22 protein-coding genes and 1 other annotated feature are annotated in these 25,749 nt (G+C 56.6%); of the genes, 9 read left to right on the top strand and 13 right to left on the bottom strand.

What is annotated here, in order from left to right:
* The first annotated feature begins 23 nt into the window (after positions 1-23).
* Positions 24-503 carry a Cys-tRNA(Pro)/Cys-tRNA(Cys) deacylase YbaK gene (ybaK, locus tag NWP14_RS08985; protein ID WP_095094513.1) on the top strand — a complete coding sequence of 160 codons (480 nt, stop codon included), beginning with the start codon at positions 24-26 and terminating at the stop codon, positions 501-503.
* A 68-nt stretch (positions 504-571) separates the two neighbouring features.
* Here the strand turns inward: ybaK and ushA are convergent, their stop codons facing one another.
* Positions 572-2,224: a bifunctional UDP-sugar hydrolase/5'-nucleotidase UshA gene (gene ushA / locus NWP14_RS08980; RefSeq protein WP_375215196.1), complete on the bottom strand. Its 1,653-nt coding sequence runs from the start codon at positions 2,222-2,224 to the stop codon at positions 572-574.
* A gap of 163 nt (positions 2,225-2,387) precedes the next feature.
* Between ushA and NWP14_RS08975 the strand changes: the two genes are divergently transcribed.
* Positions 2,388-3,608 (top strand): MFS transporter, encoded by a 1,221-nt coding sequence (locus NWP14_RS08975; protein ID WP_095094509.1) that lies wholly within the window; start codon positions 2,388-2,390, stop codon positions 3,606-3,608.
* A 360-nt stretch (positions 3,609-3,968) separates the two neighbouring features.
* The gene (ybaL, locus tag NWP14_RS08970) at positions 3,969-5,645 is read left to right on the top strand and encodes a YbaL family putative K(+) efflux transporter (RefSeq protein WP_095094507.1); all 1,677 of its coding nucleotides are present in this window, start codon (positions 3,969-3,971) and stop codon (positions 5,643-5,645) included.
* A 78-nt stretch (positions 5,646-5,723) separates the two neighbouring features.
* Here ybaL and NWP14_RS08965 read toward each other — a convergent pair whose 3' ends face one another.
* The 9 genes from NWP14_RS08965 to NWP14_RS08925 form a co-directional block, all read right to left on the bottom strand.
* Positions 5,724-7,028: an inosine/guanosine kinase gene (locus tag NWP14_RS08965; RefSeq protein WP_095094505.1), complete on the bottom strand. Its 1,305-nt coding sequence runs from the start codon at positions 7,026-7,028 to the stop codon at positions 5,724-5,726.
* 63 nt (positions 7,029-7,091) lie between these two features.
* Positions 7,092-8,054: a ferrochelatase gene (hemH, locus tag NWP14_RS08960; RefSeq protein ID WP_095094503.1), complete on the bottom strand. Its 963-nt coding sequence runs from the start codon at positions 8,052-8,054 to the stop codon at positions 7,092-7,094.
* A gap of 127 nt (positions 8,055-8,181) precedes the next feature.
* Positions 8,182-8,826: an adenylate kinase gene (gene adk / locus NWP14_RS08955; protein ID WP_095094501.1), complete on the bottom strand. Its 645-nt coding sequence runs from the start codon at positions 8,824-8,826 to the stop codon at positions 8,182-8,184.
* A gap of 192 nt (positions 8,827-9,018) precedes the next feature.
* On the bottom strand, positions 9,019-10,893 hold the full coding sequence (gene htpG, locus NWP14_RS08950; RefSeq protein WP_095094499.1) for a molecular chaperone HtpG: 1,875 nt from the start codon (positions 10,891-10,893) through the stop codon (positions 9,019-9,021).
* 162 nt (positions 10,894-11,055) lie between these two features.
* A complete protein-coding gene (recR, locus tag NWP14_RS08945; protein WP_041144365.1) occupies positions 11,056-11,661 on the bottom strand; it encodes a recombination mediator RecR in 606 nt (201 codons plus the stop codon).
* The gene (locus NWP14_RS08940) at positions 11,661-11,993 is read right to left on the bottom strand and encodes a YbaB/EbfC family nucleoid-associated protein (protein WP_041144364.1); all 333 of its coding nucleotides are present in this window, start codon (positions 11,991-11,993) and stop codon (positions 11,661-11,663) included. The genes recR and NWP14_RS08940 overlap by 1 nt, the downstream gene beginning before the upstream one ends.
* A gap of 57 nt (positions 11,994-12,050) precedes the next feature.
* Positions 12,051-13,964 (bottom strand): DNA polymerase III subunit gamma/tau, encoded by a 1,914-nt coding sequence (dnaX, locus tag NWP14_RS08935; RefSeq protein WP_375215195.1) that lies wholly within the window; start codon positions 13,962-13,964, stop codon positions 12,051-12,053.
* Positions 12,654-12,718: a sequence feature (DnaX frameshifting element), on the bottom strand. Its footprint overlaps the gene before it by 65 nt.
* 92 nt (positions 13,965-14,056) lie before the next feature.
* The gene (apt, locus tag NWP14_RS08930) at positions 14,057-14,608 is read right to left on the bottom strand and encodes an adenine phosphoribosyltransferase (RefSeq protein ID WP_095094496.1); all 552 of its coding nucleotides are present in this window, start codon (positions 14,606-14,608) and stop codon (positions 14,057-14,059) included.
* Positions 14,609-14,758: 150 nt separating this feature from the next.
* The gene (locus tag NWP14_RS08925) at positions 14,759-15,136 is read right to left on the bottom strand and encodes a DUF454 family protein (protein ID WP_375215194.1); all 378 of its coding nucleotides are present in this window, start codon (positions 15,134-15,136) and stop codon (positions 14,759-14,761) included.
* A 69-nt stretch (positions 15,137-15,205) separates the two neighbouring features.
* Here NWP14_RS08925 and priC point away from each other — a divergent pair, with 69 nt between their 5' ends.
* Together priC and rsmS are read left to right on the top strand one after the other, a co-directional pair.
* Positions 15,206-15,733 carry a primosomal replication protein N'' gene (gene priC / locus NWP14_RS08920; RefSeq protein ID WP_095094494.1) on the top strand — a complete coding sequence of 176 codons (528 nt, stop codon included), beginning with the start codon at positions 15,206-15,208 and terminating at the stop codon, positions 15,731-15,733.
* Between the two features lie 13 nt (positions 15,734-15,746).
* On the top strand, positions 15,747-15,920 hold the full coding sequence (rsmS, locus tag NWP14_RS08915; protein WP_095094492.1) for a pleiotropic regulatory protein RsmS: 174 nt from the start codon (positions 15,747-15,749) through the stop codon (positions 15,918-15,920).
* Between the two features lie 39 nt (positions 15,921-15,959).
* On the opposite strand, the gene mscK is transcribed toward rsmS, so the two are convergent.
* Both mscK and acrR read right to left on the bottom strand, forming a co-directional pair.
* Positions 15,960-19,304 (bottom strand): mechanosensitive channel MscK, encoded by a 3,345-nt coding sequence (mscK, locus tag NWP14_RS08910; protein ID WP_331834180.1) that lies wholly within the window; start codon positions 19,302-19,304, stop codon positions 15,960-15,962.
* 142 nt (positions 19,305-19,446) lie between these two features.
* Positions 19,447-20,097: a multidrug efflux transporter transcriptional repressor AcrR gene (gene acrR / locus NWP14_RS08905; protein WP_095094488.1), complete on the bottom strand. Its 651-nt coding sequence runs from the start codon at positions 20,095-20,097 to the stop codon at positions 19,447-19,449.
* A 142-nt stretch (positions 20,098-20,239) separates the two neighbouring features.
* On the opposite strand from acrR, the gene acrA reads away from it, so the two are divergent.
* Together acrA and acrB are read left to right on the top strand one after the other, a co-directional pair.
* Complete coding sequence (gene acrA, locus NWP14_RS08900; RefSeq protein ID WP_095094486.1) at positions 20,240-21,421, top strand: multidrug efflux RND transporter periplasmic adaptor subunit AcrA; 1,182 nt, start codon at positions 20,240-20,242, stop codon at positions 21,419-21,421.
* A gap of 34 nt (positions 21,422-21,455) precedes the next feature.
* Complete coding sequence (acrB, locus tag NWP14_RS08895) at positions 21,456-24,602, top strand: multidrug efflux RND transporter permease subunit AcrB (RefSeq protein WP_095094484.1); 3,147 nt, start codon at positions 21,456-21,458, stop codon at positions 24,600-24,602.
* Between the two features lie 124 nt (positions 24,603-24,726).
* Here acrB and NWP14_RS08890 read toward each other — a convergent pair whose 3' ends face one another.
* Positions 24,727-24,855: a hypothetical protein gene (locus tag NWP14_RS08890; protein WP_255430867.1), complete on the bottom strand. Its 129-nt coding sequence runs from the start codon at positions 24,853-24,855 to the stop codon at positions 24,727-24,729.
* Between the two features lie 221 nt (positions 24,856-25,076).
* Between NWP14_RS08890 and tomB the strand changes: the two genes are divergently transcribed.
* Positions 25,077-25,451 (top strand): Hha toxicity modulator TomB, encoded by a 375-nt coding sequence (gene tomB / locus NWP14_RS08885; RefSeq protein WP_041144356.1) that lies wholly within the window; start codon positions 25,077-25,079, stop codon positions 25,449-25,451.
* A gap of 26 nt (positions 25,452-25,477) precedes the next feature.
* Positions 25,478-25,696 carry an HHA domain-containing protein gene (locus NWP14_RS08880; RefSeq protein ID WP_041144355.1) on the top strand — a complete coding sequence of 73 codons (219 nt, stop codon included), beginning with the start codon at positions 25,478-25,480 and terminating at the stop codon, positions 25,694-25,696.
* Positions 25,697-25,749 lie beyond the last annotated feature (53 nt).

Here is a 25,749-nt window from a genome sequence, read left to right as displayed (position 1 = left end):
ATCGGTTGGTAAGAAGGATAACGATGACTCCCGCCGTTAAGTTACTCGAAAAAAACAAAATTGCTTTTACGATCCACAGCTACGATCACGATCCTGGCGAAACCAATTTCGGCGACGAAGTGGTGCGCAAACTCGGCCTGAACGCCGATCGGGTTTATAAAACGCTGCTGGTGGCGCTCAACGGGGATATGAAGCATCTGGCCGTGGCGGTCACCCCGGTTGCTGGTCAGCTGGATTTGAAAAAAGTGGCCAAAGCGCTGGGCGCGAAGAAAGTGGATATGGCCGACCCGATGGTGGCGCAGCGGGTAACCGGCTATCTGGTCGGCGGCATCAGCCCGCTTGGACAGAAAAAACGCCTGCCGACGGTGATTGACGCCCCGGCACAGGAGTTTGCCACCATGTATATCTCAGGCGGCAAGCGCGGGCTGGATATCGAGCTGGCGGCCAGCGACCTGGCGAAAATCCTGGATGCGAAGTTCGCCGATATCGCCCGCCGCGATTAATCCTCGCAGCCGGATCGCGCTGCGCTTCGCCGGGCTAAACTGACGACCCGGCGAGCGGCGCGGCTCCGTTACTGCCAGCTCACCTCGCCTTTCGGTTCAAACGCCGCCGCGTCCAGCGGGGAGTTCTTCTGGATATACTCCTTCAGCACTTCGGCGTCGATGAAGCCGGTATTGACGTAGCCTGGCTTAGCGTCGATATGCGGATAACCGTCGCCGCCGGTGCCGTTAAAGCTCAGGGTCGCCATGCGGTAGGTTTTCGTCGGATCGACCGGCTGGCCTTTGATTTTCAAATCATTCAGCTTGCCGTCTTTCGCCACAAAGCTGACGTTGGCGAACTGCGGATAGGCCCCGGAATCCGGTTTCATCTGCGCCACGGCGGTGAGATATTCCGTCACCTCCTGGCCGTTCATATCGACGTACACCAGCACGTTGCCGAACGGCTGCACCTTCATCACGTCTTTATAGGTAATATCTCCGGCTTCGATGGAGTCGCGAATACCGCCGCCGCTCATCACCGCAAAGTCGGCGCCGCTGCGCGCCATCTGCGCCGCCAGCAGAAGCTGCCCCATGTTGGTCTGCACGAAGCGCACCTTGCTGCGATCGCCCTCAAGATGAGCGTTGACGCTGCCGATTTTCACCTGCAGCTGCGCTTTGCCCTTATTCTGGAACGGCGTCAGCAGCGATAGCATCTGCGCGTTTTCCGCGATCTGCGGCGTATAGAGCACGCGTTCGCTCTGGCCGTTGTCGTAGGTCACTTTTTTCTTCAGGTTGACCGGGATCAGCTGATAGTGCACCAGCTTCATTTCGCCGTTGCGGAATTCAAAATCCGCGCGGCCCACGTATTTACCCCATTCATGCGCCTGGACGATCCAGATGCCGTTTTGCTTGTCCGGCGCGCACGGCGTACCGGGAACATAATCCACCTGCTTTTTATTCTCCGCCGCCATGCATACCGGGTCCTGCGAATGACCGCCGACAATCATCGCCAGCGCTCCGGCAGGCAGGCTGCGCGCCATCTCCACGTCGCCCGGCGCATTCGAACCGTGCTCGCCGTTGTCATAATGGCCCATATGGGTCGTGGCCAGAATCACGTCCGGCTTTTCATTCTGCTGCAGCTCCTGAATAACCAGCTTCGCTTCTTCCGCCGGCTTGCGGAATTCAATATCGGTGAAGTACTCCGGGTTACCAATTTTGGCGGTGTCGTCCGTCGTCAGGCCAATCACCGCGATATTCAGTCCGCCGCGCTTAAATAAGGCCCAGGGCTTAAACAGGCGCTCACCGGTGCTTTTCTGGTAAATATTGGCCGAAAGGAACGGGAATTTAGCCCACTTCTCCTGCTGGCGCAGCACGCTGAGGGGATTATCAAACTCATGATTGCCCACCGCCATAGCGTCGTAGCCAACCAGGTTCATGCCGCGAAAATCGGGTTCCGCATCCTGCAAGTCAGACTCCGGAACCCCGGTATTAATATCGCCGCCGGATAGCAGCAGTACGCTGCCGCCCTCGGCGGCAACCTCTTTACGAATACCGTCCACCAGCGTTTTTTGCGCCGAGAGACCATATTCGCCGTAATCGCTACGCCAGAAATGCCCGTGATGATCGTTGGTATGCAGGATGGTGATTTTGTAGGTTTTATCCTGCTCATAGGCCTGCGCTGACAGACTTCCCAGCGATAGCGCCGCGAATAGCGCCAGCGCCACCCCGCGTTTCACAAATTGCATGCTTCTCTCCCTGATTTAATAACAAGTGCCGAAAGTATAGCGAGTTACGCGATTAGACAAATATGTTTTCAGAATTGCGACTTCCTTCAAACCTTAGGCGCAGGTATGTTAGTCAGATAATAATTCCACCTGCATCCTCTAATAAGAACCTTTAAGTGAATCTATGGCAATGAATCAGACCGCTCAACCCTTATCCGGCTCCGCTGCGCCGCCGCAAAAAGCCCGCACCTCGTTTCGCATTCTGGGGGCCATCAGCCTTTCCCACCTGCTGAACGATATGATCCAGTCGCTGATCCTCGCGATCTACCCGCTGCTACAGTCGGAGTTCTCCCTCTCCTTTGTGCAGATCGGCATGATCACCCTCACTTTCCAGCTCGCCTCTTCGCTCCTGCAGCCGGTGGTGGGCTATATAACCGACAAGCACCCGATGCCGTGGTCGCTGCCCGTCGGAATGTGCTTTACCCTCTGCGGGCTGGTGCTGCTGGCGCTGGCGGGAAGCTTTGGCACAGTGCTGCTGGCCGCCGCGCTGGTCGGTACCGGCTCTTCGGTCTTCCATCCGGAATCCTCTCGCGTGGCGCGCATGGCCTCCGGCGGGCGCCACGGCCTGGCCCAGTCGCTGTTCCAGGTTGGCGGAAACTTTGGCAGCTCTCTGGGCCCGCTGCTGGCGGCAGTCATCATTGCCCCTTACGGTAAAGGCAACGTCGCCTGGTTCGTGCTGGCCGCGCTGCTGGCGATCGTCGTGCTGTCGCAAATTAGCCGCTGGTACGCGGCGCAGCATCGGATGAACAAAGGTAAACCTAAGGCTGTCATCGCCAATCCGCTGCCCAAAAATAAAGTTATTCTGGCGGTAAGCATCCTGCTGATGCTTATTTTCTCGAAATACTTCTATATGGCGAGCATTAGCAGCTATTACACCTTTTATCTGATGGATAAGTTTGGCTTATCGGTGCAAAACGCGCAGATACACCTGTTTATCTTCCTGTTCGCGGTTGCCGCAGGAACGGTGATTGGTGGGCCTGTAGGCGATAAAATTGGGCGGAAATACGTGATTTGGGGCTCAATCCTCGGCGTAGCGCCGTTTACCCTTATTTTACCGTATGCAACCCTCGAATGGACGGGGATTTTGACCATGATAATTGGTTTTATCCTCGCATCGGCGTTTTCTGCCATTCTGGTTTACGCTCAGGAGCTATTACCGGGTCGAATTGGCATGGTTTCCGGCCTGTTCTTCGGTTTTGCATTCGGGATGGGTGGCCTGGGAGCCGCGGTGCTGGGGCTGTTGGCCGATCATACCAGCATCGAACTGGTCTATAAAATCTGTGCTTTCCTGCCTCTGCTGGGTATATTGACGATATTCCTCCCTAACAATCACCAAAAAGCGTGATTATACGGCAGCCAAAGTGAAACTTTGGCTGCCGTAATCCCTTACCCCATCAGGATCGCTCCTGCATTACCTGCCCCTGTTTTCCGATCTGTGCTTTTTTGCGGGCTAATTCCAGTTTTCGGAAGAATTCAATAATTATTCATAAACAAAACAGCTAAAAGTGTCATAAACTATTACTCGGTTTTTTAGGTTTATGCACAATATCATTCGGGTTGCATCAAGCCGGCGAGTGGACGACACCCCTGGAGCATAGATAACTATGTGGTCGGGGCGAACGCGCGAAGCTAACGCAGAGGCAGCCTGAAGAAGGACGTGTTTAATACCGAAAATGGATTGGCTCACCACATGCAAGGAGACGGAATGCACCACGCAACACCGCTTATCACCACCATTGTCGGCGGGCTGGTCCTCGCTTTTATTTTTGGCATGATTGCCAATAAGTTACGTATTTCTCCACTGGTGGGCTATTTATTAGCGGGCGTACTCTCTGGCCCCTTTACCCCGGGTTTTGTTGCTGATACCAAACTGGCGCCAGAGCTGGCCGAGCTTGGGGTCATTTTGCTGATGTTCGGCGTCGGTCTGCATTTCTCTTTAAAAGATTTAATGGCGGTAAAGTCGATCGCCATTCCCGGCGCGATTGCCCAGATAGGCGTGGCAACGCTGCTAGGTATGGCGCTTTCAGCGATGTTGGGCTGGTCGCTGATGACCGGTATCGTTTTTGGTCTGTGTCTTTCTACCGCCAGTACCGTGGTGCTGCTGCGCGCGTTAGAAGAACGCCAGCTTATTGATAGTCAGCGAGGGCAAATCGCCATCGGCTGGCTAATCGTCGAAGATTTAGTGATGGTGCTGACGCTGGTCCTGCTGCCCGCCGTCGCCGGAATGACGGAAAAAGGCAACGTCGGCCTGGCGTCGCTGGCCGTTGATATGGGCATCACTATCGGTAAAGTCGTCGCCTTTATCGCCATTATGATGCTGGTTGGCCGCCGCCTGGTGCCGTGGATTATGTCGCGCAGCGCCGCGACCGGCTCACGGGAACTGTTTACGCTTTCGGTGCTGGCGCTGGCGCTCGGGATTGCCTTCGGCGCGGTTGAGCTGTTCGACGTCTCCTTTGCCCTCGGCGCATTTTTCGCCGGCATGGTGCTGAACGAATCCGAACTCAGCCACCGCGCCGCCCACGATACGCTGCCGCTTCGCGACGCGTTCGCGGTGCTGTTCTTTGTTTCCGTCGGCATGCTGTTCGACCCGATGATCCTGCTGGAGCAGCCGCTGGCGGTACTGGCAACCCTGGCGATTATCATCTTCGGTAAGTCGGTGGTGGCCTTCTTCCTCGTGCGGATGTTCGGCCACTCCCCGCGTACCGCGCTGACCATCGCCGCCAGCCTGGCGCAGATCGGTGAGTTCGCCTTTATCCTCGCCGGCCTCGGTATGGCGCTGGATCTGCTGCCGCAGGCCGGGCAAAACCTGGTGCTTGCCGGGGCGATCATCTCCATTATGCTCAACCCTGTGCTGTTCGCGCTGCTGGAAAAATACCTCGATAAAACCGAAACCCTCGACGAGCAAACCCTCGAAGAGGTGCTGGAAGAAGAGAAGCAAATTCCGGTCGATATCTGCAATCACGCGCTGCTGGTTGGCTTTGGCCGCGTCGGCAGCCTGCTCGGCGAGAAGCTGATGGCGCAGGGTATTCCGCTGGTGGTTATCGAAACGTCGCGCACCCGCGTGGACGAGCTGCGCGAGCGCGGCATCCGCGCGGTGCTGGGCAATGCGGCAAACGAAGAGATTATGAATCTGGCGCATCTGGACTGCGCCCGCTGGCTGCTTCTGACCATCCCTAACGGCTACGAGGCGGGAGAAATCGTTGCCTCTGCGCGTGAGAAATGCCCGAATATCGAGATTATCGCCCGCGCGCACTATGATGACGAAGTGGACTATATTGTCGAACGCGGCGCGAATCAGGTGGTGATGGGCGAGCGGGAAATCGCCCGCGCTATGCTGCTGCTGCTGGAAACGCCGCCGGCGGGTGAAGTGGTCACCGGCTAAGCTCTGCCGCCCTCTCGCATCGGCAGAGGGCGCGATCCGGTCAAACGTCTCCCTCCCCCTGCGGCGAGGGAAACGCGCTTAGCGCTCCCAGTACGCCTCTTCCAGGCTATCTTCACGCTCCGGCAGCCCACGGGTTAAACGCGGCGAGTGCTGATTCAGTACCTGATAGCTGACGCGGTTAGCGTATTTGCACACCTGCGCCAGCGATGAGTAGGTCAGCCACTTGCACTTGTGCTTGCTGGAGTTGGGGACGTTATGACGGTGGTAGTTATTCGCCGTAATATCGTGCAGCAGCGCCGCCAGCGCGCCGTCGCCGGCACCGTTGGTATTCATGATTTTCTCAGGCCCGCCCATGTACGGGGCGATATGCGAGTAGATACGCAGCGGGTTTTGACAATCCTGATGGCGCATCGCGCGGCTGAACTCGTACTGATTAAATTCGGCAATGGCCCCCGGCAGCAGCGGGTGCTGGGTTTTGCGCTTAACTTCGTCTTCGGTGAAGCTGGCCATATACAGGCCCGCAGGTCCGGCGGTACATAGCACCAGATCCACCCACTCCAGCGCCTTATCTGAGGCCAGCAGCGGATCGGCAAGCCCGGTCAGCGCCTCGGCCTCTTCTTCATTCATGGCCAGAATCGAAACATTTTCCTTCAGGAAGGTCTGCCACCACTGCGGGTTGTCGGCAATGACGTATTTGGTTCCCAGCGTCAGCACTACCGGCACGTCGTGTTTTTTCGCGTACTCTATCGCTTTCATCGTGGCGTCCGGCATCGGTTCGCCGGGCTTGCAGCGCACCAGATAAGAGGTCAGTACCAGCGCTGAAGCGCCGGCAATCACCTCTTCCGGAATACTTTCCGGACGCAGCTTGTTCATGTGCCCTGGGCTGATGGCGAAGGTACGTTCGCCGGAGTCGCCGATCAGGGTGAAGCAGCGGCCGATCGCCCCGTCCACGCCCTGAAGATAGTTAAGATCGGTACGGCTGGAGGTATTACAAAGATAACGATAGGCGTAGCCGCCGATTTCGATATTGCTGCACATCACGCCGAGCAGCACCGACCGGTCATCCGCCAGCACCGAATAGTTGTGCATGGTATTGCCGATGGTCCCACCGGCAAACTGGTGGGTGATCAGATTGTTGCGCAGCAGATCCTGATAAAGCGCCTCGGCGATATCATCTTCAATCACCAGCGAATGTCCGGCGCTCAGGCCGTAGCGCACAATAAACGCCTCATCCACTTTCGCTTCGATATCCACCAGAGTCTGATCGATGCCGACCACCCAGGAAATATTAGATTCATTTTCCGGCTGAATTTGTTGCAGCAGCGGATCGCGGGCATTTACGGGAAAGTAGTGTTTAGATTTGCGTTTACCGGGAAATTTCATAGTGGTGATTTAGTGGCAGTGGACAGGCGGGGAATAGTAGCATATTCCCCGCGCCGCACGCGATTAGCGATACGCTGCCGTCAGGTTAACCATCATCTCAATATGCGCCGCGTCCGCGTTGAGAGCAGGAATATATTCATATTTCTGCCCGCCGGCCTCGAGGAAGAACTCGCGGTTCTGCACGGCAATTTCCTCCAGCGTCTCCAGGCAATCGGCGGAAAATCCAGGACAGAGAACCTGGACGTGCTTCACGCCCTGTTCGCCCAGCATTTTCAGCGTCTCGTCGGTATACGGAGTCAGCCACGGTTCGCGGCCAAAGCGCGACTGATAGGTCATCATCACCCGATCGGGAGAGAGATCCAGCGCGGAGACCAGCTCCCGGGTGGTGTCGCGGCAGCGCTGCGGGTAGTCGTCCCCTTCGCGGGCGTAGCGCTGCGGAATACCGTGATAAGAGAGCAGCAGCACGTCCGGCTCGCCGTGTTCGGCAAACGAAGCGCGAACGCTGGCGGCGAGCGCCGCAATATAGCCCGCGTCGTCGGCGTAATCACGGATAAAGGAGATCCCGGGGATCGCCCGCTTTTTGCCGAGGATCCGCGCCAGCTCGTCCCATACCGCCGCAACGGTGGAGCAGGAGTACTGGGGATACAGCGGCAGCACGATGATATGGTCAACGCCCTGGCCCAGCAGTTCATCCACCGCGCTTTCAAGCGCAGGCGAACCGTAGCTCATCCCCAGCGCCACCGGCGTGTCGGGCAGTCGGGCGGCCAGCGCCTGCTGCTGCTGACGGCTGTATACCATCAGCGGCGAGCCCTCTTCCATCCATACCGACTGGTAAAGCTTCGCCACCCTCGGGGAACGCAGAGGGAGGATCACGCCGCGCAGCAGCGGCCACCACAGCAGACGAGGCGTATCAACGACCCGTTTGTCGCTCAGAAATTGTCGCAGATAGCGCTTCACCGCGTCGGGCGTGGGCGCATCGGGAGTGCCTAAATTGGCTAGCAAGATACCTGTTTTCGTCTGATGCATTACCGCCTCTTAACCATTTGAATCGCAGACAATTGTAGCTTAAATGGCGCTAAACGGAACCAATCATAGAAAAAGGTAGAATGAGAGGTGTTCTCATCCCGTCACCACGGGATGAGAACGGACTGGATTAACCGAGGATTTTTTCCAGTTCAACGCGAACTTCAGCCACGGCTTTGGTGCCGTCGACTTTGGCGTATTGGGTGTTGCCCGCCTGCGCTTCTTTCTGGTAGTAGCCGATCAGCGGAGCCGTCATCTGATGGTATTCCACCAGACGTTTACGCACGGTCTCTTCCTGATCGTCTTTACGGGTGCTCAGCTCTTCGCCGGTCACGTCGTCTTTGCCTTCAACCTTCGGCGGGTTGAATTTGATGTGGTAAACGCGGCCGGAAGCGGCGTGTACGCGACGACCGATGATACGATCGACGATCAGTTCGTCCGGCACGTCAAACTCAAGAACGTAATCAACGACGATGCCCGCTTCTTTCATGGCGTCAGCCTGCGGAATGGTGCGCGGGAAGCCGTCCAGCAGGAAACCGTTGCGGCAATCTTCCTGAGTAATACGCTCTTTAACCAGCGCAATAACCAGCTCATCGGTCACCAGCTTGCCGGCGTCCATAATGTCTTTAGCTTGCTTACCCAGCTCAGAGCCAGATTTCACAGCCGCGCGCAGCATATCACCGGTAGAGATTTGCGGAATACCGTATTTCTCCATGATGAACTGAGCCTGAGTTCCTTTACCCGCGCCCGGAGCGCCAAGCAGAATAATACGCATTACGAAAATCCCCTCAAAAGTCGATTCTATTTTTCAAAAACGCTAAACCATACCACCAGAACGCAGATGGCTCAAGGAAGGCAGAGCGGCTGAAACGGTTAATGGTCAGTTTATTTTGGCTGAAGAGGGTATTTCAGAAGGTCTGGGGTAAATCCCCTCCCCCGTTTCGGGAGAGGAGATTAGGGGCAGGAATTACGATGCCAGCAGCTGGTTCATGCGACGGATAAACTGGTTAGGATCTTCCAGCGTACCGCGCTCGGCCAGCAGCGCCTGATCGAGCAGCAGCTCAACCCATTCGCCAAACTGAGCATCATCCAGGGTATCCGCAGCGCGTTTAACCAGCTGATGAGCCGGGTTCAGCTCAAAAATGTACTTCACTTCCGGCGCCGCCTGGCCCGCAGCGGCGAACAATTTCGCCATCTGGGTGCTCATTTCATCCGCATCGGTGGTGACGATGGCCGGCGTATCGGTCAGACGATGGGTCAGGCGGACCTCTTTCACCCGCTCGCCCAGCAGCGTTTTCACGCGGTCAACGAACGGCTCCAGCGCCTTTTCGGCCTCTTTGGTGCTTTCATCGACTTCATCCGCCAGCTTATCCAGCGACTCGTCGGTTTTGGCCACCGACTGGAACGCCTTGCCGTCGAACTCGGTCAGATAGCTCATCATCCACTCGTCGATGCGGTCAGAGAGCAGCAGCACTTCGATGCCTTTCTTACGCAGCAGCTCGAGGTGCGGGCTGCTCTTCGCGGCGGCATAGCTGTCGGCGGTGATGTAGTAAATCTTCTCCTGCCCTTCTTTCATACGGGAGACGTACTCTTCCAGCGACACGGTCTGCGCCGCGGAGTCGGTATGCGTACTGGCGAAGCGCAGCAGCTTAGCGATGGTCTGCTGGTTCGCGGCGTCTTCCGCCGGGCCCTCTTTCAGCGCCAGGCCGAACTGCTGCCAGAAGGTCTGATATTTTTCGCCATCGTCTTTCGCCAGTTTTTCCAGCATCTGCAGCACGCGCTTGCTCAGCGCGCTGCGCAGGTTGCGGGTGACGCTGCTGTCCTGCAGGATTTCGCGCGATACGTTCAGCGGCAGGTCGTTGGAATCAACGAGGCCGCGGACGAAGCGCAGATAGTTAGGCATGAACTGCTCGGCGTCGTCCATGATGAAGACGCGCTGAACGTACAGCTTCAGGCCATGTTTATGATCGCGGTTCCACATGTCCCACGGCGCCTGGGACGGGATGTACAGCAGGCTGGTGTACTCCTGCTTGCCTTCAACCCGGTTGTGGCTCCAGGTCAGCGGATCGCTATAGTCGTGGGCAATATGCTTATAGAATTCGTGGTATTCGTCGTCTTTAATTTCCGACTTATTGCGGGTCCACAGCGCCTGCGCCTTGTTGATTTTCTCCCAGGAGATAACGGTTTCGCCGTCAACTTCTTCCTGTTTTTCAATCTCTACCGGCAGCGCGATATGGTCAGAGTATTTGCTGATGATTGAGCGCACGCGCCAGTCGTTGAGGAAATCATCCTCGCCTTCGCGCAGATGCAGGGTAATCTCCGTCCCGCGATCGGCTTTGGTGATATCGGCAACGGTGTAATCGCCTTCGCCGGCAGACTCCCAGAACACGCCGTTGTCAGCGCTATCGCCCGCGGCGCGCGTCCGTACCGTCACCTTATCGGCAACGATAAACGCGGAGTAGAAGCCGACGCCAAACTGACCAATCAGCTGGCTATCTTTGGCCTGATCGGAGCCCATCGATTCGAGGAACGATTTGGTGCCGGATTTAGCAATCGTCCCAAGATGATCGATAACCTCGTCACGATTCATCCCGATGCCGTTATCGGCGATGGTCAGGGTGCGGTTGTCTTTGTTAAAAGAGACCCGCACGCGCAGCTCACCGTCGCCCTCGTACAGATCCGGCTGCGACAGCGCGCGAAAGCGCAGCTTGTCGGCCGCATCGGAGGCGTTGGAAATAAGCTCGCGCAGGAAGATTTCTTTATTGGAATAGAGAGAATGGATCATCAGGTGCAGAAGCTGTTTTACTTCTGACTGAAAACCGCGAGTTTCTTGTCCTTTCATCTAGCTTAACCTCAACAATGCCATGTTTAATGGTAAAAAAACCGTTGAGTGTGAGATGGGGACGACGGGAAAATTTTTCAAGCAACAGCCGCGAAAAATGCCCTGATACTCTAAATAATTCAGGCTGCAGGCGGCTCGCGCGCCCGCAGCCTGAATGTCGGGCTAAAGCCGAATCTTATGCCGCCCGGCGAGGGAGTGCGACAGCGTGGTGCCGTCAACCATTTCCAGCTCGCCGCCGACCGGCACGCCGTGGGCGATGCGGCTGGCTTCCACGCCGTACTGCGCGCAGAGTTCGGCAATGTAGTTCGCGGTCGCCTCGCCTTCCACCGTTGGGTTGGTGGCGAGGATCACTTCCTGCATCGATTCGTCACGCAGCCGCTGCTCCAGGCGATCAAGCCCGATGTCATCCGGTCCGATGCCGTCAAGCGGCGACAGGTGGCCCATCAGGACGAAGTAGCGGCCGGAAAATTGCCCGGTCTGCTCAATGGCGTAGATGTCCGCTGGACTCTCCACCACGCAGATCTGCCCGTTTTCCCGGCGGCGCGGATTGCTGCAAATATTGCACACCTCCTGCTCGGTGAAGGTGCGGCAATCGGCACAGTGGCCGATTTCCGACATGGCGCGCGTCAATGACTGCGCCAGACGCATCCCGCCGCTACGATCGCGCTGAAGTAGCGTAAACGCCATACGCTGCGCCGACTTCGGGCCCACGCCCGGCAGGCAGCGCAGTGCTTCCATAAGCTGAGTTAACAGCGGGCTGGTTTGCATCAGAACGGCATCTTAAAGCCAGGCGGCAGCTGCATACCGGAAGAGACGGAAGCCATCTTCTCTTTCTGGGTCTCTTCAATGCGGCGCGCCGCGTCGTTGAAGGCCGCAGCCACGAGGTCTTCCAGCATATCTTTGTCATCTTCCAGCAGGCTTGGGTCAATCTCCACGCGACGGCAGTTGTGCGCACCGTTGATGGTGACTTTAACCAGCCCTGCGCCGGATTCACCGGTCACTTCCAGCCTGGCAATTTCTTCCTGCATCTGCTGCATTTTGTCCTGCATCTGCTGGGCCTGCTTCATCAGGTTACCCAGGCCGCCTTTTCCACCAAACATAGGCTTCTCTCTCAGTAAGTCATCGTTAAGGATGATGATGGCAAGTCGAACTTGTCATCAAATGGGGCGAATACTCTCTTCATCCAGGTCTGCATCAAAGAACCGGCGCAGCGTCTGAATGTTGTTATCCGCAATAATCGCTTCACGCGCTTGCGCGAGCTTCTCTTCATAAATTGCCTGCCGCCACTCCAGCGGCGTGCGCATTGCAGGATTATCGTCTTCCACGATGGTCAGTTCAACCGGCGCGCCGTATAAAACACCGAGCGCTTCCGCCAGCTTTTGCTGCGCGCCAGCGGAATTGAGATGCCGCTGGCTCGGACGCAGATGCAGGCAGATACGGTTACCGTCCTGCTCTTTCCACGCGTTAAGCGCCACCTGTTCAACCAGTTTCGGCACCGCAAGCTGATTAACCTCCGACGCCCAGCTATCGCGTTCGACCGCTTCAACGGCGAGTTTCGCCGCCAGCTCCGGGGTTTTTTCATGCTCCAGCGCTTTCTTCAGCGCCTTCGGCGTGGCGACTTCTTCTTTCACCGTTTCGACGACGTTCGTCGATTTCCAGCGATAGGCTTCTTTCTTCGCCGGGGCCTGCTCCAGCGCCGCTGCAGCAGGACGTGCCTGCACGCGCTCGGTAATCGAACTCAGACGCTCCAGCGCAGAGTTATTCACCGGCCGCGCGCGGGATGCGGCTGCCGGCTCACTCTTTTTTGGGCTGGGTGCTCCCTGATTACGCTGCAGATGGCTCCGCGCCGCCAGTACCTGACTGGTGTTCTGCGGCAAATTCTGCGGCGGCGGCGGCGGCGGCTGAACCGGCGGCACCGCTGCGGCCTGCGCCGGAGCGGCGGCTATCGCCTGCACGGGCTGGACCTCCGGCTCGGGCAGCGGCTTACGCGGATGGAAAGCCAGCGCGCGCAGCAGGGTCATCTCGACGCCCATGCGCCTGTCCGGGGCATAGGGCAGCTCTTTACGACCAATCAGCAGCGTCTGATAGTATAGCTGTACATCGGCAGGCGGGACGGTGCGCGCAAGCTCGCGCATCCGCTGCTCTATCGCGGCCATATCGGCACCGAGCGCCGAGGGCGACAGCTGCACCATCGCTATACGGTGCAGCAGGCTCTGCATCTCGACCAGCAGCGCCTCCCACTCAACGCCGCGCGACGCGGCCTCGTTAACGCCGGCCATCACCCGCTCGCCGTCGGCCGCCACCAGCGCCTCAATTAAAGAGAGCGCCTGGTCGTCATCCAGAGTGCCAAGCATCGCGCTGACCGACTCCGTCGTCAGACGACCGTCGCCGCTGGCAATGGCCTGATCGGTCAGGCTCAGGGCATCACGCAGGCTACCGTCCGCCGCACGCGACAGCAGCTGCAGCGCGCGGGATTCAAAGGCAATCTGCTCTTCGCCGAGGATATGCTCAAGCTGATGGCGGATTTGCTCGACGTCCAGCGCCTTCAGATGGAACTGAAGGCAGCGCGACAGGATCGTCACCGGCAGCTTTTGCGGATCGGTGGTGGCCAGCAGGAATTTGACGTGCGCGGGCGGCTCCTCCAGCGTTTTTAACAACGCGTTGAAGCTGTGGCGCGACAGCATGTGGACTTCATCAATCAGGTAGACTTTGAAGCGGCCACGGGCCGGCGCGTACTGAACGTTGTCCAGTAGATCGCGGGTATCTTCGACTTTCGTCCGCGAGGCGGCATCGATCTCTATCAGATCGACGAAGCGCCCCTGCTCTATTTCACGGCAGTTGTCGCACACGCCGCACGGCGTTGCGGTAATGCCGGTTTCACAGTTCAACCCTTTTGCCAGCAGGCGCGCGATGGAGGTTTTACCTACCCCGCGGGTGCCGGAAAAGAGATAAGCGTGATGGATGCGCCCTAACGACAAGCCGTTCGCCAGTGCGGTCAGCACATGTTCCTGGCCGACGACGTCAGCAAAGGTTTGTGGGCGCCATTTACGGGCTAAGACCTGATAACTCATGGGCTGGCTCTGAAACGCTGGAAGGTGAAATCACGAAGGGGCCATGCTATCACAGCCCCGCCGGATCGGCGAGGCTATGTATCGGGAAATGCTTAGTGACCCGGGAACGGAACCAGGCTATAGCTGTTGATGCCCAGCTTATCCAGGCGCTGCTCGCCGCCCAGGTCGAACAGGTTGATGACAAAAGCGGCATCCTGTACTTCGCCACCCAGACGACGGATCAGCTTCACGGTCGCATCGATGGTGCCGCCGGTCGCCAGCAGATCGTCAACCACCAGCACCTTGTCGCCTTCTTTGATGGCGTCAACGTGGATTTCTAAGCTGTCGGTGCCGTACTCAAGCTCGTAGCTCTCCGAGATGGTTTCACGCGGCAACTTACCCGGTTTGCGCACCGGAACAAAGCCAACACCCAGCGCCAGCGCAACCGGTGCGCCAAACAGGAAACCGCGCGCTTCGGTACCCACCACCTTGGTGATGCCGGCATTTTTATAACGCTCGGTCAGCAGCTCGATGCTCAGAGCATAGGCCTGCGGGTCTTCCAGCAAGCTGGTGACATCACGGAAAAGAATACCCGGTTTCGGATAGTCCTGAATGCTTTGGATGCTGTTCTTCAGATATTCAAGCTGCTGTGCAGTTGCGGTCATAAGTTTATGCCTGATCAAAACGGTGTTACTCACGGACACGCCAAACGGGCCAAGGAAACATTTGATTAACCTTTGACCAGGCGTATCCGCGCTCGAAAACGCTCGAATTTACTGGCTGTCAGCGACAATTGCAACAGGCATTATGGTGCATCAGTGCTTTTGTTGCTTTGCATCAACCACCGGAATACGCCACATAAATAGCAGCAGGCAGGCCAGAATCACCAGCAGCATGATGCGTACCCACGTAAGCTTAACCAGCCACAGGGAAATGGCAAAGGTCAGTATAATCATCCCTATCGCCCGCGGCTTTGCGCAGGGCGGCATGGCGCGATACTGCTGCCAATGGCGCAAATAGCCGCCAAACCACGAGCGATACAGCAGCCAGCGGTGAAAACGCGGCGACGAGCGGGCAAAGCACCAGGCTGCCAGCAGAATAAACGGCGTCGTCGGCAATAAAGGCAGGACGACGCCGAGCGTTCCCAGAACTACGGCCAGCCAGCCAATGATGATTAAAATAATACGTGGCATAATGCGAATCGTTATCAAGCAGAGATGGCTACTGTAGCACAGTTGCTTATCAGGGTATGGAGGAGTTATTTGAAAACAACCCGGCTTTTACACTCGCTGGAAGAGCAGCTGGCCCGGCTGGCCGAACAGGTCGCGCCGCTGGCCAACCATGCGACGCTGAGCGCCCGTTTCGATCGCCAGCTGTTCCGTACCCGCAGCACGCTGATGCAGGCCTACCTGGATGAAGCACAGGGTAATTTCGCCAAATTACAGCAGGCCGTCGCGCACCAGCAGCTGCCGCAGGTTGCCTGGCTGGCGGAACGCCTGACCGCGCAAATTGCCGCCATCAGCCGCGAGACGGCAACCTGGTCGCTGCGCAGCTGGGACAGCGCGTCATCGGGGCCTGGCCGCTGGCAGCGGCGTCGGCTGAAGCACCAGGAATATGAGCGCCGCCTGCTGGCCATGCGCAACGATCGCCAGCGGCAATGGCTGCAGGCGACGACGCTGGATGAACAGCAGCGCCTGGCAAAAGAGGTTGATGCCTATGCCGGACGGCTGGCCCGCTGCCGCGATGCGCTGGAAAAAATAGAAAGCGTGCTGGCACGCCTGACGCGCTAACAGAGGAATGAGAATGTCGTTAGAAAACGCCCCGGATGAAGTCAAACTGGCCGTTGATTTAATCATGCTGCTTGAAGAAAACCAGGTCTCAGCGCAAACCGTGCTCGGCGCGCTGGAAATCATTCGCCGTGATTATGAAAACAAGCTAAAGAACGCGCCGGGATCGGCGCAAAACGAGGAACGGTAGCGCGCTGCGGGGCGGCACATCGGCCGCCCCGACCGGCTGTCAGCCGAGCGCCGGGGAAGGATCGTCCCCTTTGACCTCACGCTTCAGCTCCGTCACTTCATCACCCTTTTCATTACGCAGATGAACTTCCAGCTGGTTGAAGGCGATGTTGATATTGTTCTCCCGGCACAGGCGATCGATGGTGCGGTTCAGCTCGTCCACCGTGTAGCTGCGATCGCGCAGTTCGCGAACGTAGAGACGCAGTTCGTGATCCAGCGTGCTGGCGCCAAAGGTCGTGAAGAATACCGACGGCGCAGGTTCAGGCATCACCTTCGGATGCTCATGCGCGGCCTGCAGCAGGACCTCCTTCACCTTATCCAGATCCGAGCCGTACGCCACGCCGAGGCGGATGACGACGCGGGTAACGGTGTCGGACAGCGACCAGTTGATCAAACGCTCCGTTACGAACGCTTTGTTCGGAATGATCACCTCTTTGCGGTCAAAGTCGGTAATCGTGGTCGCGCGGATGCGGATCTTGCTGACGGTGCCGGAGAAGGTCCCGATGGTGACCGTATCGCCGATGCGTACCGGGCGTTCAAACAGGATAATCAGGCCGGAAACGAAGTTACCGAAAATTTCCTGCAGGCCAAAGCCCAGACCCACCGACAGCGCGGCCGCCAGCCACTGCAGTTTGTCCCACGATACGCCCAGCGAGCCGAACACCGTCATCGCGCCAATCGCGATAATGGCGTAGTTCAGAATCGAGGTGATCGCATACGACGTCCCCTGGCGCATGTTGAGCCGTGAAAGGATCAGCACTTCCAGCAGACCCGGCAGGTTGCGGATTAGCGCCCAGGCCACCATCGAGGCAACTATCGCAAACAGCAGGCTGCCCATCGTGACGCTTTTTACCACGTTGACGCCCGCTTCGGTGCCGTTGTAGTGCCACAGGGTGATGCTGTCGAGATAGGCAAATACGGTGATCAGATCCGACCAAATCGCCCAGAACAGGATGCCGAACAGCGCGATCATCACCAGCATGGTGATGCGCAGCGTTTGCTGGTTGACCTGCTCCAGCGCAATCGTCGGCTCCTCCTGCGGCTCAGCGCCCTCGGCGCCCTCTTTGACCAGGTGCTGGCGGCGAGCCAGCGCGCGACGCCAGGCGATACGGCGGGCCGCCACGCTCAGGCCGCGCAGAACGGTCTGATACAGCAGATTCCACAGCATCACCAGATAGACGGTTTCAATCCAGCGGCCGGCCAGGCGCAGCGTGGTATAGAAGTAGCCGGTCGCCGTGAGCGCCATCAGCGCAATGGGGACGATCGACAGCACGGTGACGGTCACCAGGCGCAGGCTGTGCGACTCCTTATCACGCCAGCTTTCGCGGCACATCGGCCACACCAGCACCGCGATAAGCAGCAGGTTCATAAAGATCACGAACTGCCCCAGCACATCGTCCATCAGATGCAGCGGAGAGAGTTCGGAGATAACCGACCACAAATTCAGCGGCAGCAGCGCCAGGCTGACGCGGACAATCTGCCGACGCCAGTGGCTGGTCAGCTGCGGCGGCATATTAAAGTGGCTCACCGCCACGCCGTCTTTTTCCAGTACCTTCCAGCACAGGCCAAACACCAGCCAGAACAGCGCCAGTTTCTTGCTGTACGCCCACAGCAGATCGCTGATATTGAGCTGCATCGTCAGCAGAATCAGGCCTACGGCCAGAATCAGCAAAACCACCGGCAGAGCTCTTATCAGATCGATCAAAATCGCTTTAGGCGTATGCAGCTGGGTATCGTTACGCAGCTGCCCGACCTGCGACGCCAGCTTTGCCTGGTAGCTGCGCAGCCACTGCAGGCGCCAGCGGATAAGGCCGGCAATAAGCAGCAGCGGCAGGCCGGCGAGGAACGCCACGAACACGGCGGGCCAGGCTTTTTCCCAGTTTACGGTGATTTTCATCGCCTTAAACTGCCCTTTCAGCGCTTCAGGGAAGGATTTTATCCACTCCCAGTCCATAGGCTTGTTGCTGTTAACCCAGAAAATTTGCTGCGTCAGGATGGCTTTCAGGGTGCTGGAGACGCTCATCAGCTGCTGCTGGTTAATCTGCAGGTTAATCGCCATCATCAGCTGATTACCCAGCTGTTTGTTGAACTGATCGAGCAGCTCGCGGCGCATATCCACGACGTCCAGCAGGGCGTCGTGCACTTCCGGATTCACGTCGCTGCTGTGCCCTTCCTCCAGTTTTGCGACGTAGGCATCGCTCTGGAACAGGGCGTCGCGCTGCTGGTTCACCTCAAATTGTTCGAGGCGCAGGTCGGCGATGCGGTTGGTCATATCCTCCAGCTCGTCGGCAGACGGCAGCGTCTGCTGCTGCTGGTAGAGGATACGCGACAGCAGCAGGCTGCCCTTCAGGACCGATATCTGTTCTTTAATATCGCGTTCCGACTGCAGCGCGCGATCGAGCCAGTTTTTGACCTTAATATTGCGCTGCACCAGCTGGTTGCCGTTTTCAGTCGCCGAAATCAGCCTCTGGCTAAGCTGGTGGTTAATCTCCAGTTCCTGCTGCACCAGCGGATTGGCCTGAATGCGCGCGGTTTCATCGGGAGTCACCGCTTCCTGCGCGGTTTTTTCCGTCAGCGTCAGCCGCTTGCTGTTAACGGCTTCCTGCAGCAGCTGCAGCTGATGCTCCAGGCGGTTGCTGTTGGCGCTGACGTAATCCCGCTGCTTCTGCAGCGTATCCTGCAGGACGGTATTACCTTCCAGGCTTTTACGCTGCTGGTCGATCTGCGCGTTCAGCAGCGACTGCTGCGTTAGCAGGAGCCCCTGCTGAGTTGGCCGCAGGGTCTCTTCACTCACCGAGGTGCCGTTCAGGCGGTTACGGATCTGCTGCAGCTGCTGGGACGCCGTGTACATGGCGTTCTGCACGCGCTCCGGCTGCGTTTGCAAAGCAACCAGCTGGCTGTTGTACGTCGCCAGGTCGTTCTGGGCATTTTGCAATTCGTCGAGGGTCTGGGTGACGCGGGCTTCCAGCTGACGGAGCGACAGCGAGCCTAGCGTTTTACGCGTGGCCTCATCATCCGGCACATCGCCGAGCGCATTCAGGCCATCGACCGCCTGGCGCATTTTCGCCGGGGCCTGATCGACCTGCTGACGCAGCTGAGCCGCCTCCGACTTGATGCGCTCAATTTTATCGAGCGTTTCGAGAGTTTGCGTCAGGTCCTGCTGAACCAGCTTGTCCTGGGGGGTGAGTTCCTTCTGCTTATTCAGCGTATTGAGCTGGCTCTGAACTTCAGAGCGTTCGGGCAAATCAGCCGCAAAGGCCTGAGTCGCGCAAAGGCTGCCAACGAAAAACATCAGTACAATTACAAAAGCGGAAATGGCGTTTCGCCAACGAATAGTATGCAGCATAGTGTTAACATGAATGATTGCAAAAGCCGGAGAATACCGGGGGTCGTCGCAGCGCGCAGAATAGCACTTCTACCTGCGCGCGAATAGCGGCGGATCGCGGCATTTTTTCGCGCTGATCCGGGCCGGAAATTTGGGCCAGGCGCTAAAGCGCGGCCTCGGATGGAGCCCGCAGCGAAGGGCAAAACTGATACATTTCCAGAAGCGTCTCGACAAATTCGCGCGCGTCTTTTTGCAGATCGAAAGAATCCGGCGCAAACAGCCAGTTTTCCATCAGGCCGGAAAGATAGCTGCGCATTAAAATCGCCGCCCGCCGGGTTAATAAATTGGCCGGCAGCATCTTCGCCGCAATACATTCGTTGAGGGTGTGCTCAATGCGATCGTAGCTCTCGAGACAGAGGCTGCGCTGCGCTTCCTGGACCACCGCCATCTCGCCAACAAACTCACATTTATGGAAGATGATTTCCATCATCAGCCGCCGACGCTCTTCTGTCACCGTTGCTTCAAGAATATAGACTAAGATCTCACGGACAACTGACAGTGGATCGTTGGGGAATTTTGCCCGATACTCAACTTCGAGGTCACTAATACTGGCCTCCGAAAGCACCCATATTTCATTAAATAAATCTGATTTATTCTTGAAATGCCAGTAGATAGCCCCCCTCGTCACCCCTGCAGCTTTTGCAATTGCTGCCAACGAGGTAGATGATACGCCTTGCTGCGAAAACAAACGCAGAGCAACGTCCAGAATGTGTTGCCGGGTTTCAAGTGCCTGTTGTTTGGTTTTTCGTGCCATAGGTCGATGAGTTTACAGAGGTTACGTTTACATACATTTGTGAATGTATGTACCATAGCATGACCATAATAGAAACACAGTAGTGGGTTTGTGGTCGTTTGAGCCACTGAACAATTTGAAATTGGACACTCGAGGTTTACATATGAACAAAAACAGAGGGTTAACGCCTCTGGCGGTCGTTCTGATGCTCTCAGGCAGCTTAGCGCTAACAGGATGTGACGACAAACCGGCTCAACAAGGGGCCCAGCAAATGCCGGAAGTCGGCGTTGTGACGCTCAAATCCGCACCTCTACAAATCACCACCGAGCTGCCTGGCCGCACCAGTGCATACCGCGTTGCTGAAGTCCGCCCTCAGGTTAGTGGCATTATTCTGAAACGTAACTTCACTGAAGGTAGCGATATCCAGGCAGGCGTGTCCCTTTATCAGATCGATCCGGCAACCTATCAGGCCAGCTACGAAAGCGCGAAAGGCGACTTAGCCAAAGCGCAGGCGGCGGCAAACATCGCTCAGCTGACGGTCAAGCGCTACCAGAAACTGTTAGGCACCAAATACATCAGTCAACAAGACTACGACACCGCAGTTGCTGACGCTCAGCAGAACAACGCTGCCGTCGTGGCGGCAAAAGCTGCCGTGGAAACCGCGCGAATTAACCTCGCGTACACCAAAGTGACTTCGCCTATCAGCGGTCGTATTGGTAAATCAGCAGTGACGGAAGGTGCGCTGGTGCAGAATGCCCAGACCACCGCGCTGGCAACCGTTCAGCAGCTGGATCCGATCTATGTTGACGTTACCCAGTCGAGCAACGATTTCCTGCGTCTGAAACAGGAGCTGGCAAACGGTAAGCTGAAACAGGAAAACGGCAAAGCCAAGGTCGAGCTGGTCACCAGCGATGGTCTGAAGTATCCGCAGGGCGGGACGCTGGAGTTTTCCGACGTGACCGTTGATCAGACCACCGGTTCTATCACTTTGCGCGCTATCTTCCCGAACCCGGATAACTCCCTGCTGCCAGGTATGTTCGTCCGCGCGCGTCTGGAAGAAGGCACCAACCCTGACGCACTGCTGGTTCCACAGCAGGGTGTAACCCGCACTCCGCGCGGTGATGCCAGCGTAATGGTGGTGGGCGAAGGCGATAAAGTCGAAGTTCGTCAGGTCACTGCAACGCAGGCGATTGGCGATAAATGGCTGGTCACTACCGGGGTGAAATCGGGCGATCGCGTCATCGTCACCGGACTGCAAAAAGTAAAACCAGGCGTGCAGGTGAAAGCGCAGGAAGTAGCCTCTGACGACAAGCAGCAAGCTGCAAGCAACGCTCAGTCAGAGTAAACCAGGTCTTAACTTAAACAGGAGCCGTTAAGACATGCCTAATTTCTTTATCGATCGCCCAATATTCGCATGGGTGATCGCCATAATAATCATGCTAGCTGGGGGACTTGCGATCCTGAAGCTGCCTGTCGCGCAATATCCAACGATTGCGCCGCCGGCAGTGTCGATCTCCGCAACCTACCCTGGTGCTGATGCGAAAACGGTGCAGGATACCGTCACGCAGGTTATCGAACAGAACATGAACGGTATCGATAACCTGATGTACATGTCCTCCAACAGTGACTCAACCGGTACGGTACAGATCACCCTGACCTTCCAGTCCGGTACCGACGCGGATATCGCGCAGGTGCAGGTGCAGAACAAACTGCAGCTCGCTATGCCGCTGCTGCCGCAGGAAGTACAGCAACAGGGCGTGAGCGTGGAGAAATCCTCCAGCAGCTTCCTGATGGTTGTCGGCGTTATCAACACCAACGGCACCATGACGCAGGAGGATATTTCCGACTACGTTGGCGCCAACATGAAAGATGCGATCAGCCGTACGTCAGGCGTGGGCGACGTTCAGCTGTTTGGTTCCCAGTACGCGATGCGTATCTGGATGGATCCGAACAAACTGAACAACTTCCAGCTGACGCCGGTGGATGTCATTAGCGCCATTAAAGCGCAGAACGCCCAGGTTGCAGCCGGTCAGCTAGGCGGTACGCCGCCGGTGAAAGGCCAGCAGCTGAACGCCTCGATCATTGCGCAAACGCGTCTGAAATCTGCGGACGAATTTAGCAATATCCTGCTGAAAGTGAACCAGGACGGTTCGCAGGTTCGCCTGCGCGATGTGGCGAAAGTAGAGCTCGGTGGCGAAAACTACGACATCATCGCTAAGTTTAACAACCAGCCGGCTTCCGGTCTGGGCATCAAACTGGCGACCGGCGCTAACGCGCTGGATACCGCAAACGCCATTCGCGCTGAACTGGCGAAAATGGAGCCGTACTTCCCGTCGGGCCTGAAAATTGTTTACCCGTATGACACCACGCCGTTCGTGAAAATCTCAATTCATGAAGTGGTCAAAACGCTGGCTGAAGCAATTATCCTGGTCTTCCTGGTCATGTACCTGTTCCTGCAGAACTTCCGCGCCACGCTGATCCCAACCATCGCGGTTCCGGTGGTCCTGCTAGGGACATTCGCCATCCTTGCCATCTTTGGCTTCTCGATAAACACCTTAACCATGTTTGGTATGGTGCTGGCGATAGGCCTGTTGGTGGATGACGCCATCGTGGTGGTAGAAAACGTCGAGCGCGTCATGGCCGAGGAGGGGCTCCCGCCGAAGGAAGCAACCCGTAAATCAATGGGCCAGATTCAGGGCGCGCTGGTCGGTATCGCGATGGTGCTGTCGGCGGTATTCATCCCGATGGCCTTCTTCGGCGGCTCAACCGGCGCAATTTATCGTCAGTTCTCCATCACTATCGTTTCGGCGATGGCGCTGTCGGTACTGGTTGCGTTGATTCTGACTCCGGCGCTGTGCGCCACGATGCTGAAACCTATCGCTAAAGGCGGTCACGGCGAGCACAAAGGCTTCTTTGGCTGGTTTAACCGCATGTTCGATAAGAGCACCCACCACTACACCGATAGCGTAGGCAACATCCTGCGCAGTACCGGTCGTTATCTGGTGCTGTATCTGATCATCGTCGTCGGAATGGCATTCCTGTTCGTTCGTCTGCCGAGCTCGTTCCTGCCGGATGAAGACCAGGGCGTGTTCCTGAGCATGGCGCAGCTACCTGCTGGCGCCACCCAGGAACGCACGCAGAAAGTGCTGGATGAGATGACGGACTACTACCTCACGAAAGAGAAAGACAACGTAGAATCCGTGTTCGCCGTTAACGGCTTTGGCTTCGCGGGTCGTGGTCAGAACACCGGTATTGCGTTCGTTTCTCTGAAAGACTGGAGCGAACGTCCGGGCAGCGAGAACAAGGTTGAAGCGATTACCGGTCGTGCGATGGCGCGTTTCTCGCAGATTAAAGATGCGATGGTCTTCGCCTTTAACCTGCCGGCTATCGTTGAGCTGGGTACCGCAACCGGCTTTGACTTCCAGCTGATCGACCAGGGCGGCTTAGGTCACGAAAAACTGACCCAGGCGCGTAACCAGCTGTTTGGCGAAGTTGCGAAGCACCCTGACCTGCTGGTCGGCGTTCGTCCGAACGGCCTGGAAGATACTCCGCAGTTCAAGGTTGATATCGATCAGGAGAAAGCGCAGGCGCTGGGCGTATCCATCAGTGACATCAATACCACGCTGGGCGCAGCCTGGGGCGGTAGCTACGTCAACGACTTTATCGACCGCGGTCGCGTGAAGAAAGTATACGTCATGTCCGAAGCGAAATACCGCATGCTGCCAGAAGACATTGGCAACTGGTACGTTCGCGGTAGCGACGGCCAGATGGTACCGTTCTCGGCCTTCTCAACGTCGCACTGGGAGTACGGTTCACCGCGTCTGGAACGCTATAACGGTCTGCCGTCGATGGAAATCCTCGGTCAGGCGGCGCCGGGTAGAAGTACCGGTGAAGCCATGAACCTGATGGAAGAACTGGCGGGCAAGCTGCCGGCTGGCGTTGGCTATGACTGGACCGGTATGTCCTATCAGGAACGTCTGTCCGGTAACCAGGCTCCGGCACTGTATGCCATCTCGCTGATTGTGGTATTCCTGTGTCTGGCAGCGCTGTATGAAAGCTGGTCGATTCCGTTCTCGGTTATGCTGGTTGTGCCGCTCGGGGTCATCGGCGCGCTGTTGGCCGCAACCTTCCGCGGGCTGACTAACGACGTCTACTTCCAGGTAGGTCTGCTGACCACCATCGGCCTGTCGGCGAAGAACGCGATACTTATCGTAGAATTCGCCAAAGACCTGATGGATAAAGAAGGCAAAGGTCTGATTGAAGCGACGCTGGAGGCGGTACGTATGCGTCTGCGCCCAATCCTGATGACCTCACTGGCTTTTATCCTCGGGGTTATGCCGCTGGTTATCAGCTCTGGCGCAGGCTCCGGCGCGCAGAACGCCGTAGGTACCGGCGTAATGGGCGGGATGGTAACCGCGACGGTTCTGGCAATCTTCTTTGTGCCGGTATTCTTCGTGGTCGTGCGCCGCCGTTTCAGTAAAAAAACGGAAGATATTGAGCACAGTCATCCGACCGGGCATCATTAATCTCTGAACTCAGGGCCGCATTTGCGGCCCTTTTTTTATCGATGAAAACGCACACAATGTCATTGTTTAGCGGATGTTCTGATATATAATCAGCGAAGATGTAAGGTAGCCTATTTTTACCAGATTATTCTTCACGGTTTAACCCTTCGGCCTCACTCAGAATATTCTTAATACCTGTGTTATCCGTGGCTGCCGACAGGCGCATGACAAAATAACCGGCTAAACCAATGATCCATAAGGTGTGCTTTCCCATAGTCATCACCTTGATATGCTGCGGTATAATAGAGTCCGCTGCTTTAAGATAAATTAACGGTGATAATTGTAATTTTTCGTAATAGCACGGTGAAATCTGTTTAAGAGTGGATTATAGTTAAATCAACAGGATTACAATGTATGTGCCAGGTCTGTTAGTCGTGTTCATCCCACAACGGTGCTTGTTAGTCGTCGTTTAAACCACTCAAAAGGGGATGTGTTATGGACGAATACTCGCCAAAAAGACATGATATCGCACAGCTTCGATTTCTCTGCGAAACCCTGTATCATGATTGCCTTGCAAACCTGGAAGAAAGCAACCACGGGTGGGTTAATGACCCGACGTCGGCTGTCAATCTTCAGCTTAATGAACTGATCGATCACATTGCTACCTTCGCGCTTAATTATAAAATTAAGTACGCTGAGGATAATAAACTGATTGCTCAGCTCGATGAATACCTTGATGACACTTTCATGTTGTTTAGCAGCTACGGCATTAACAGCGTAGACCTGCAGAAATGGCGTAAATCGGGAAATCGGTTATTCCGTTGTTTTGTTAACGCCAGCCGGGAAAATCCGGCAAGTCTTTCTTGTTAGTATTATTACAATTTAAAGGTGAATTTATGTCTGGTGAACCATTAACCAAAACAGACTATTTGATGCGCTTACGCCGCTGTCAGACAATTGATACGCTGGAACGCGTAATTGAAAAAAATAAATACGAACTTCCGGACAACGAACTGGCTGTATTTTACTCAGCGGCCGATCACCGTCTTGCCGAATTGACCATGAATAAGCTATACGACAAAATCCCTACTTCGGTATGGAAATTCATTCGCTAACTCATTTCAGGTAACTACCAGGCGATAATCGGCCCCTCCCCTCACTTTAGGTA

This window comes from Klebsiella sp. C349492 (assembly GCF_042055345.1).
GTDB classification, from domain to species: domain Bacteria; phylum Pseudomonadota; class Gammaproteobacteria; order Enterobacterales; family Enterobacteriaceae; genus Klebsiella; species Klebsiella scottii.
The sequence above is the reverse complement of the archived record's forward strand: the minus strand, read 5'-3'. Positions and strand labels throughout refer to the sequence as shown.

Bases quoted from the DNA above. Each gene is read 5' to 3' on its own strand.
- ybaK (WP_095094513.1), top strand. From the start codon at position 24: ATGACTCCCGCCGTTAAGTTACTCGAAAAAAACAAAATTGCTTTTACG.
- ushA (WP_375215196.1), bottom strand. From the start codon at position 2,224: ATGCAATTTGTGAAACGCGGGGTGGCGCTGGCGCTATTCGCGGCGCTA.
- NWP14_RS08975 (WP_095094509.1), top strand. From the start codon at position 2,388: ATGGCAATGAATCAGACCGCTCAACCCTTATCCGGCTCCGCTGCGCCG.
- ybaL (WP_095094507.1), top strand. From the start codon at position 3,969: ATGCACCACGCAACACCGCTTATCACCACCATTGTCGGCGGGCTGGTC.
- NWP14_RS08965 (WP_095094505.1), bottom strand. From the start codon at position 7,028: ATGAAATTTCCCGGTAAACGCAAATCTAAACACTACTTTCCCGTAAAT.
- hemH (WP_095094503.1), bottom strand. From the start codon at position 8,054: ATGCATCAGACGAAAACAGGTATCTTGCTAGCCAATTTAGGCACTCCC.
- adk (WP_095094501.1), bottom strand. From the start codon at position 8,826: ATGCGTATTATTCTGCTTGGCGCTCCGGGCGCGGGTAAAGGAACTCAG.
- htpG (WP_095094499.1), bottom strand. From the start codon at position 10,893: ATGAAAGGACAAGAAACTCGCGGTTTTCAGTCAGAAGTAAAACAGCTT.
- recR (WP_041144365.1), bottom strand. From the start codon at position 11,661: ATGCAAACCAGCCCGCTGTTAACTCAGCTTATGGAAGCACTGCGCTGC.
- NWP14_RS08940 (WP_041144364.1), bottom strand. From the start codon at position 11,993: ATGTTTGGTGGAAAAGGCGGCCTGGGTAACCTGATGAAGCAGGCCCAG.
- dnaX (WP_375215195.1), bottom strand. From the start codon at position 13,964: ATGAGTTATCAGGTCTTAGCCCGTAAATGGCGCCCACAAACCTTTGCT.
- apt (WP_095094496.1), bottom strand. From the start codon at position 14,608: ATGACCGCAACTGCACAGCAGCTTGAATATCTGAAGAACAGCATCCAA.
- NWP14_RS08925 (WP_375215194.1), bottom strand. From the start codon at position 15,136: ATGCCACGTATTATTTTAATCATCATTGGCTGGCTGGCCGTAGTTCTG.
- rsmS (WP_095094492.1), top strand. From the start codon at position 15,747: ATGTCGTTAGAAAACGCCCCGGATGAAGTCAAACTGGCCGTTGATTTA.
- mscK (WP_331834180.1), bottom strand. From the start codon at position 19,304: ATGCTGCATACTATTCGTTGGCGAAACGCCATTTCCGCTTTTGTAATT.
- acrR (WP_095094488.1), bottom strand. From the start codon at position 20,097: ATGGCACGAAAAACCAAACAACAGGCACTTGAAACCCGGCAACACATT.
- acrA (WP_095094486.1), top strand. From the start codon at position 20,240: ATGAACAAAAACAGAGGGTTAACGCCTCTGGCGGTCGTTCTGATGCTC.
- acrB (WP_095094484.1), top strand. From the start codon at position 21,456: ATGCCTAATTTCTTTATCGATCGCCCAATATTCGCATGGGTGATCGCC.
- NWP14_RS08890 (WP_255430867.1), bottom strand. From the start codon at position 24,855: ATGGGAAAGCACACCTTATGGATCATTGGTTTAGCCGGTTATTTTGTC.
- tomB (WP_041144356.1), top strand. From the start codon at position 25,077: ATGGACGAATACTCGCCAAAAAGACATGATATCGCACAGCTTCGATTT.
- NWP14_RS08880 (WP_041144355.1), top strand. From the start codon at position 25,478: ATGTCTGGTGAACCATTAACCAAAACAGACTATTTGATGCGCTTACGC.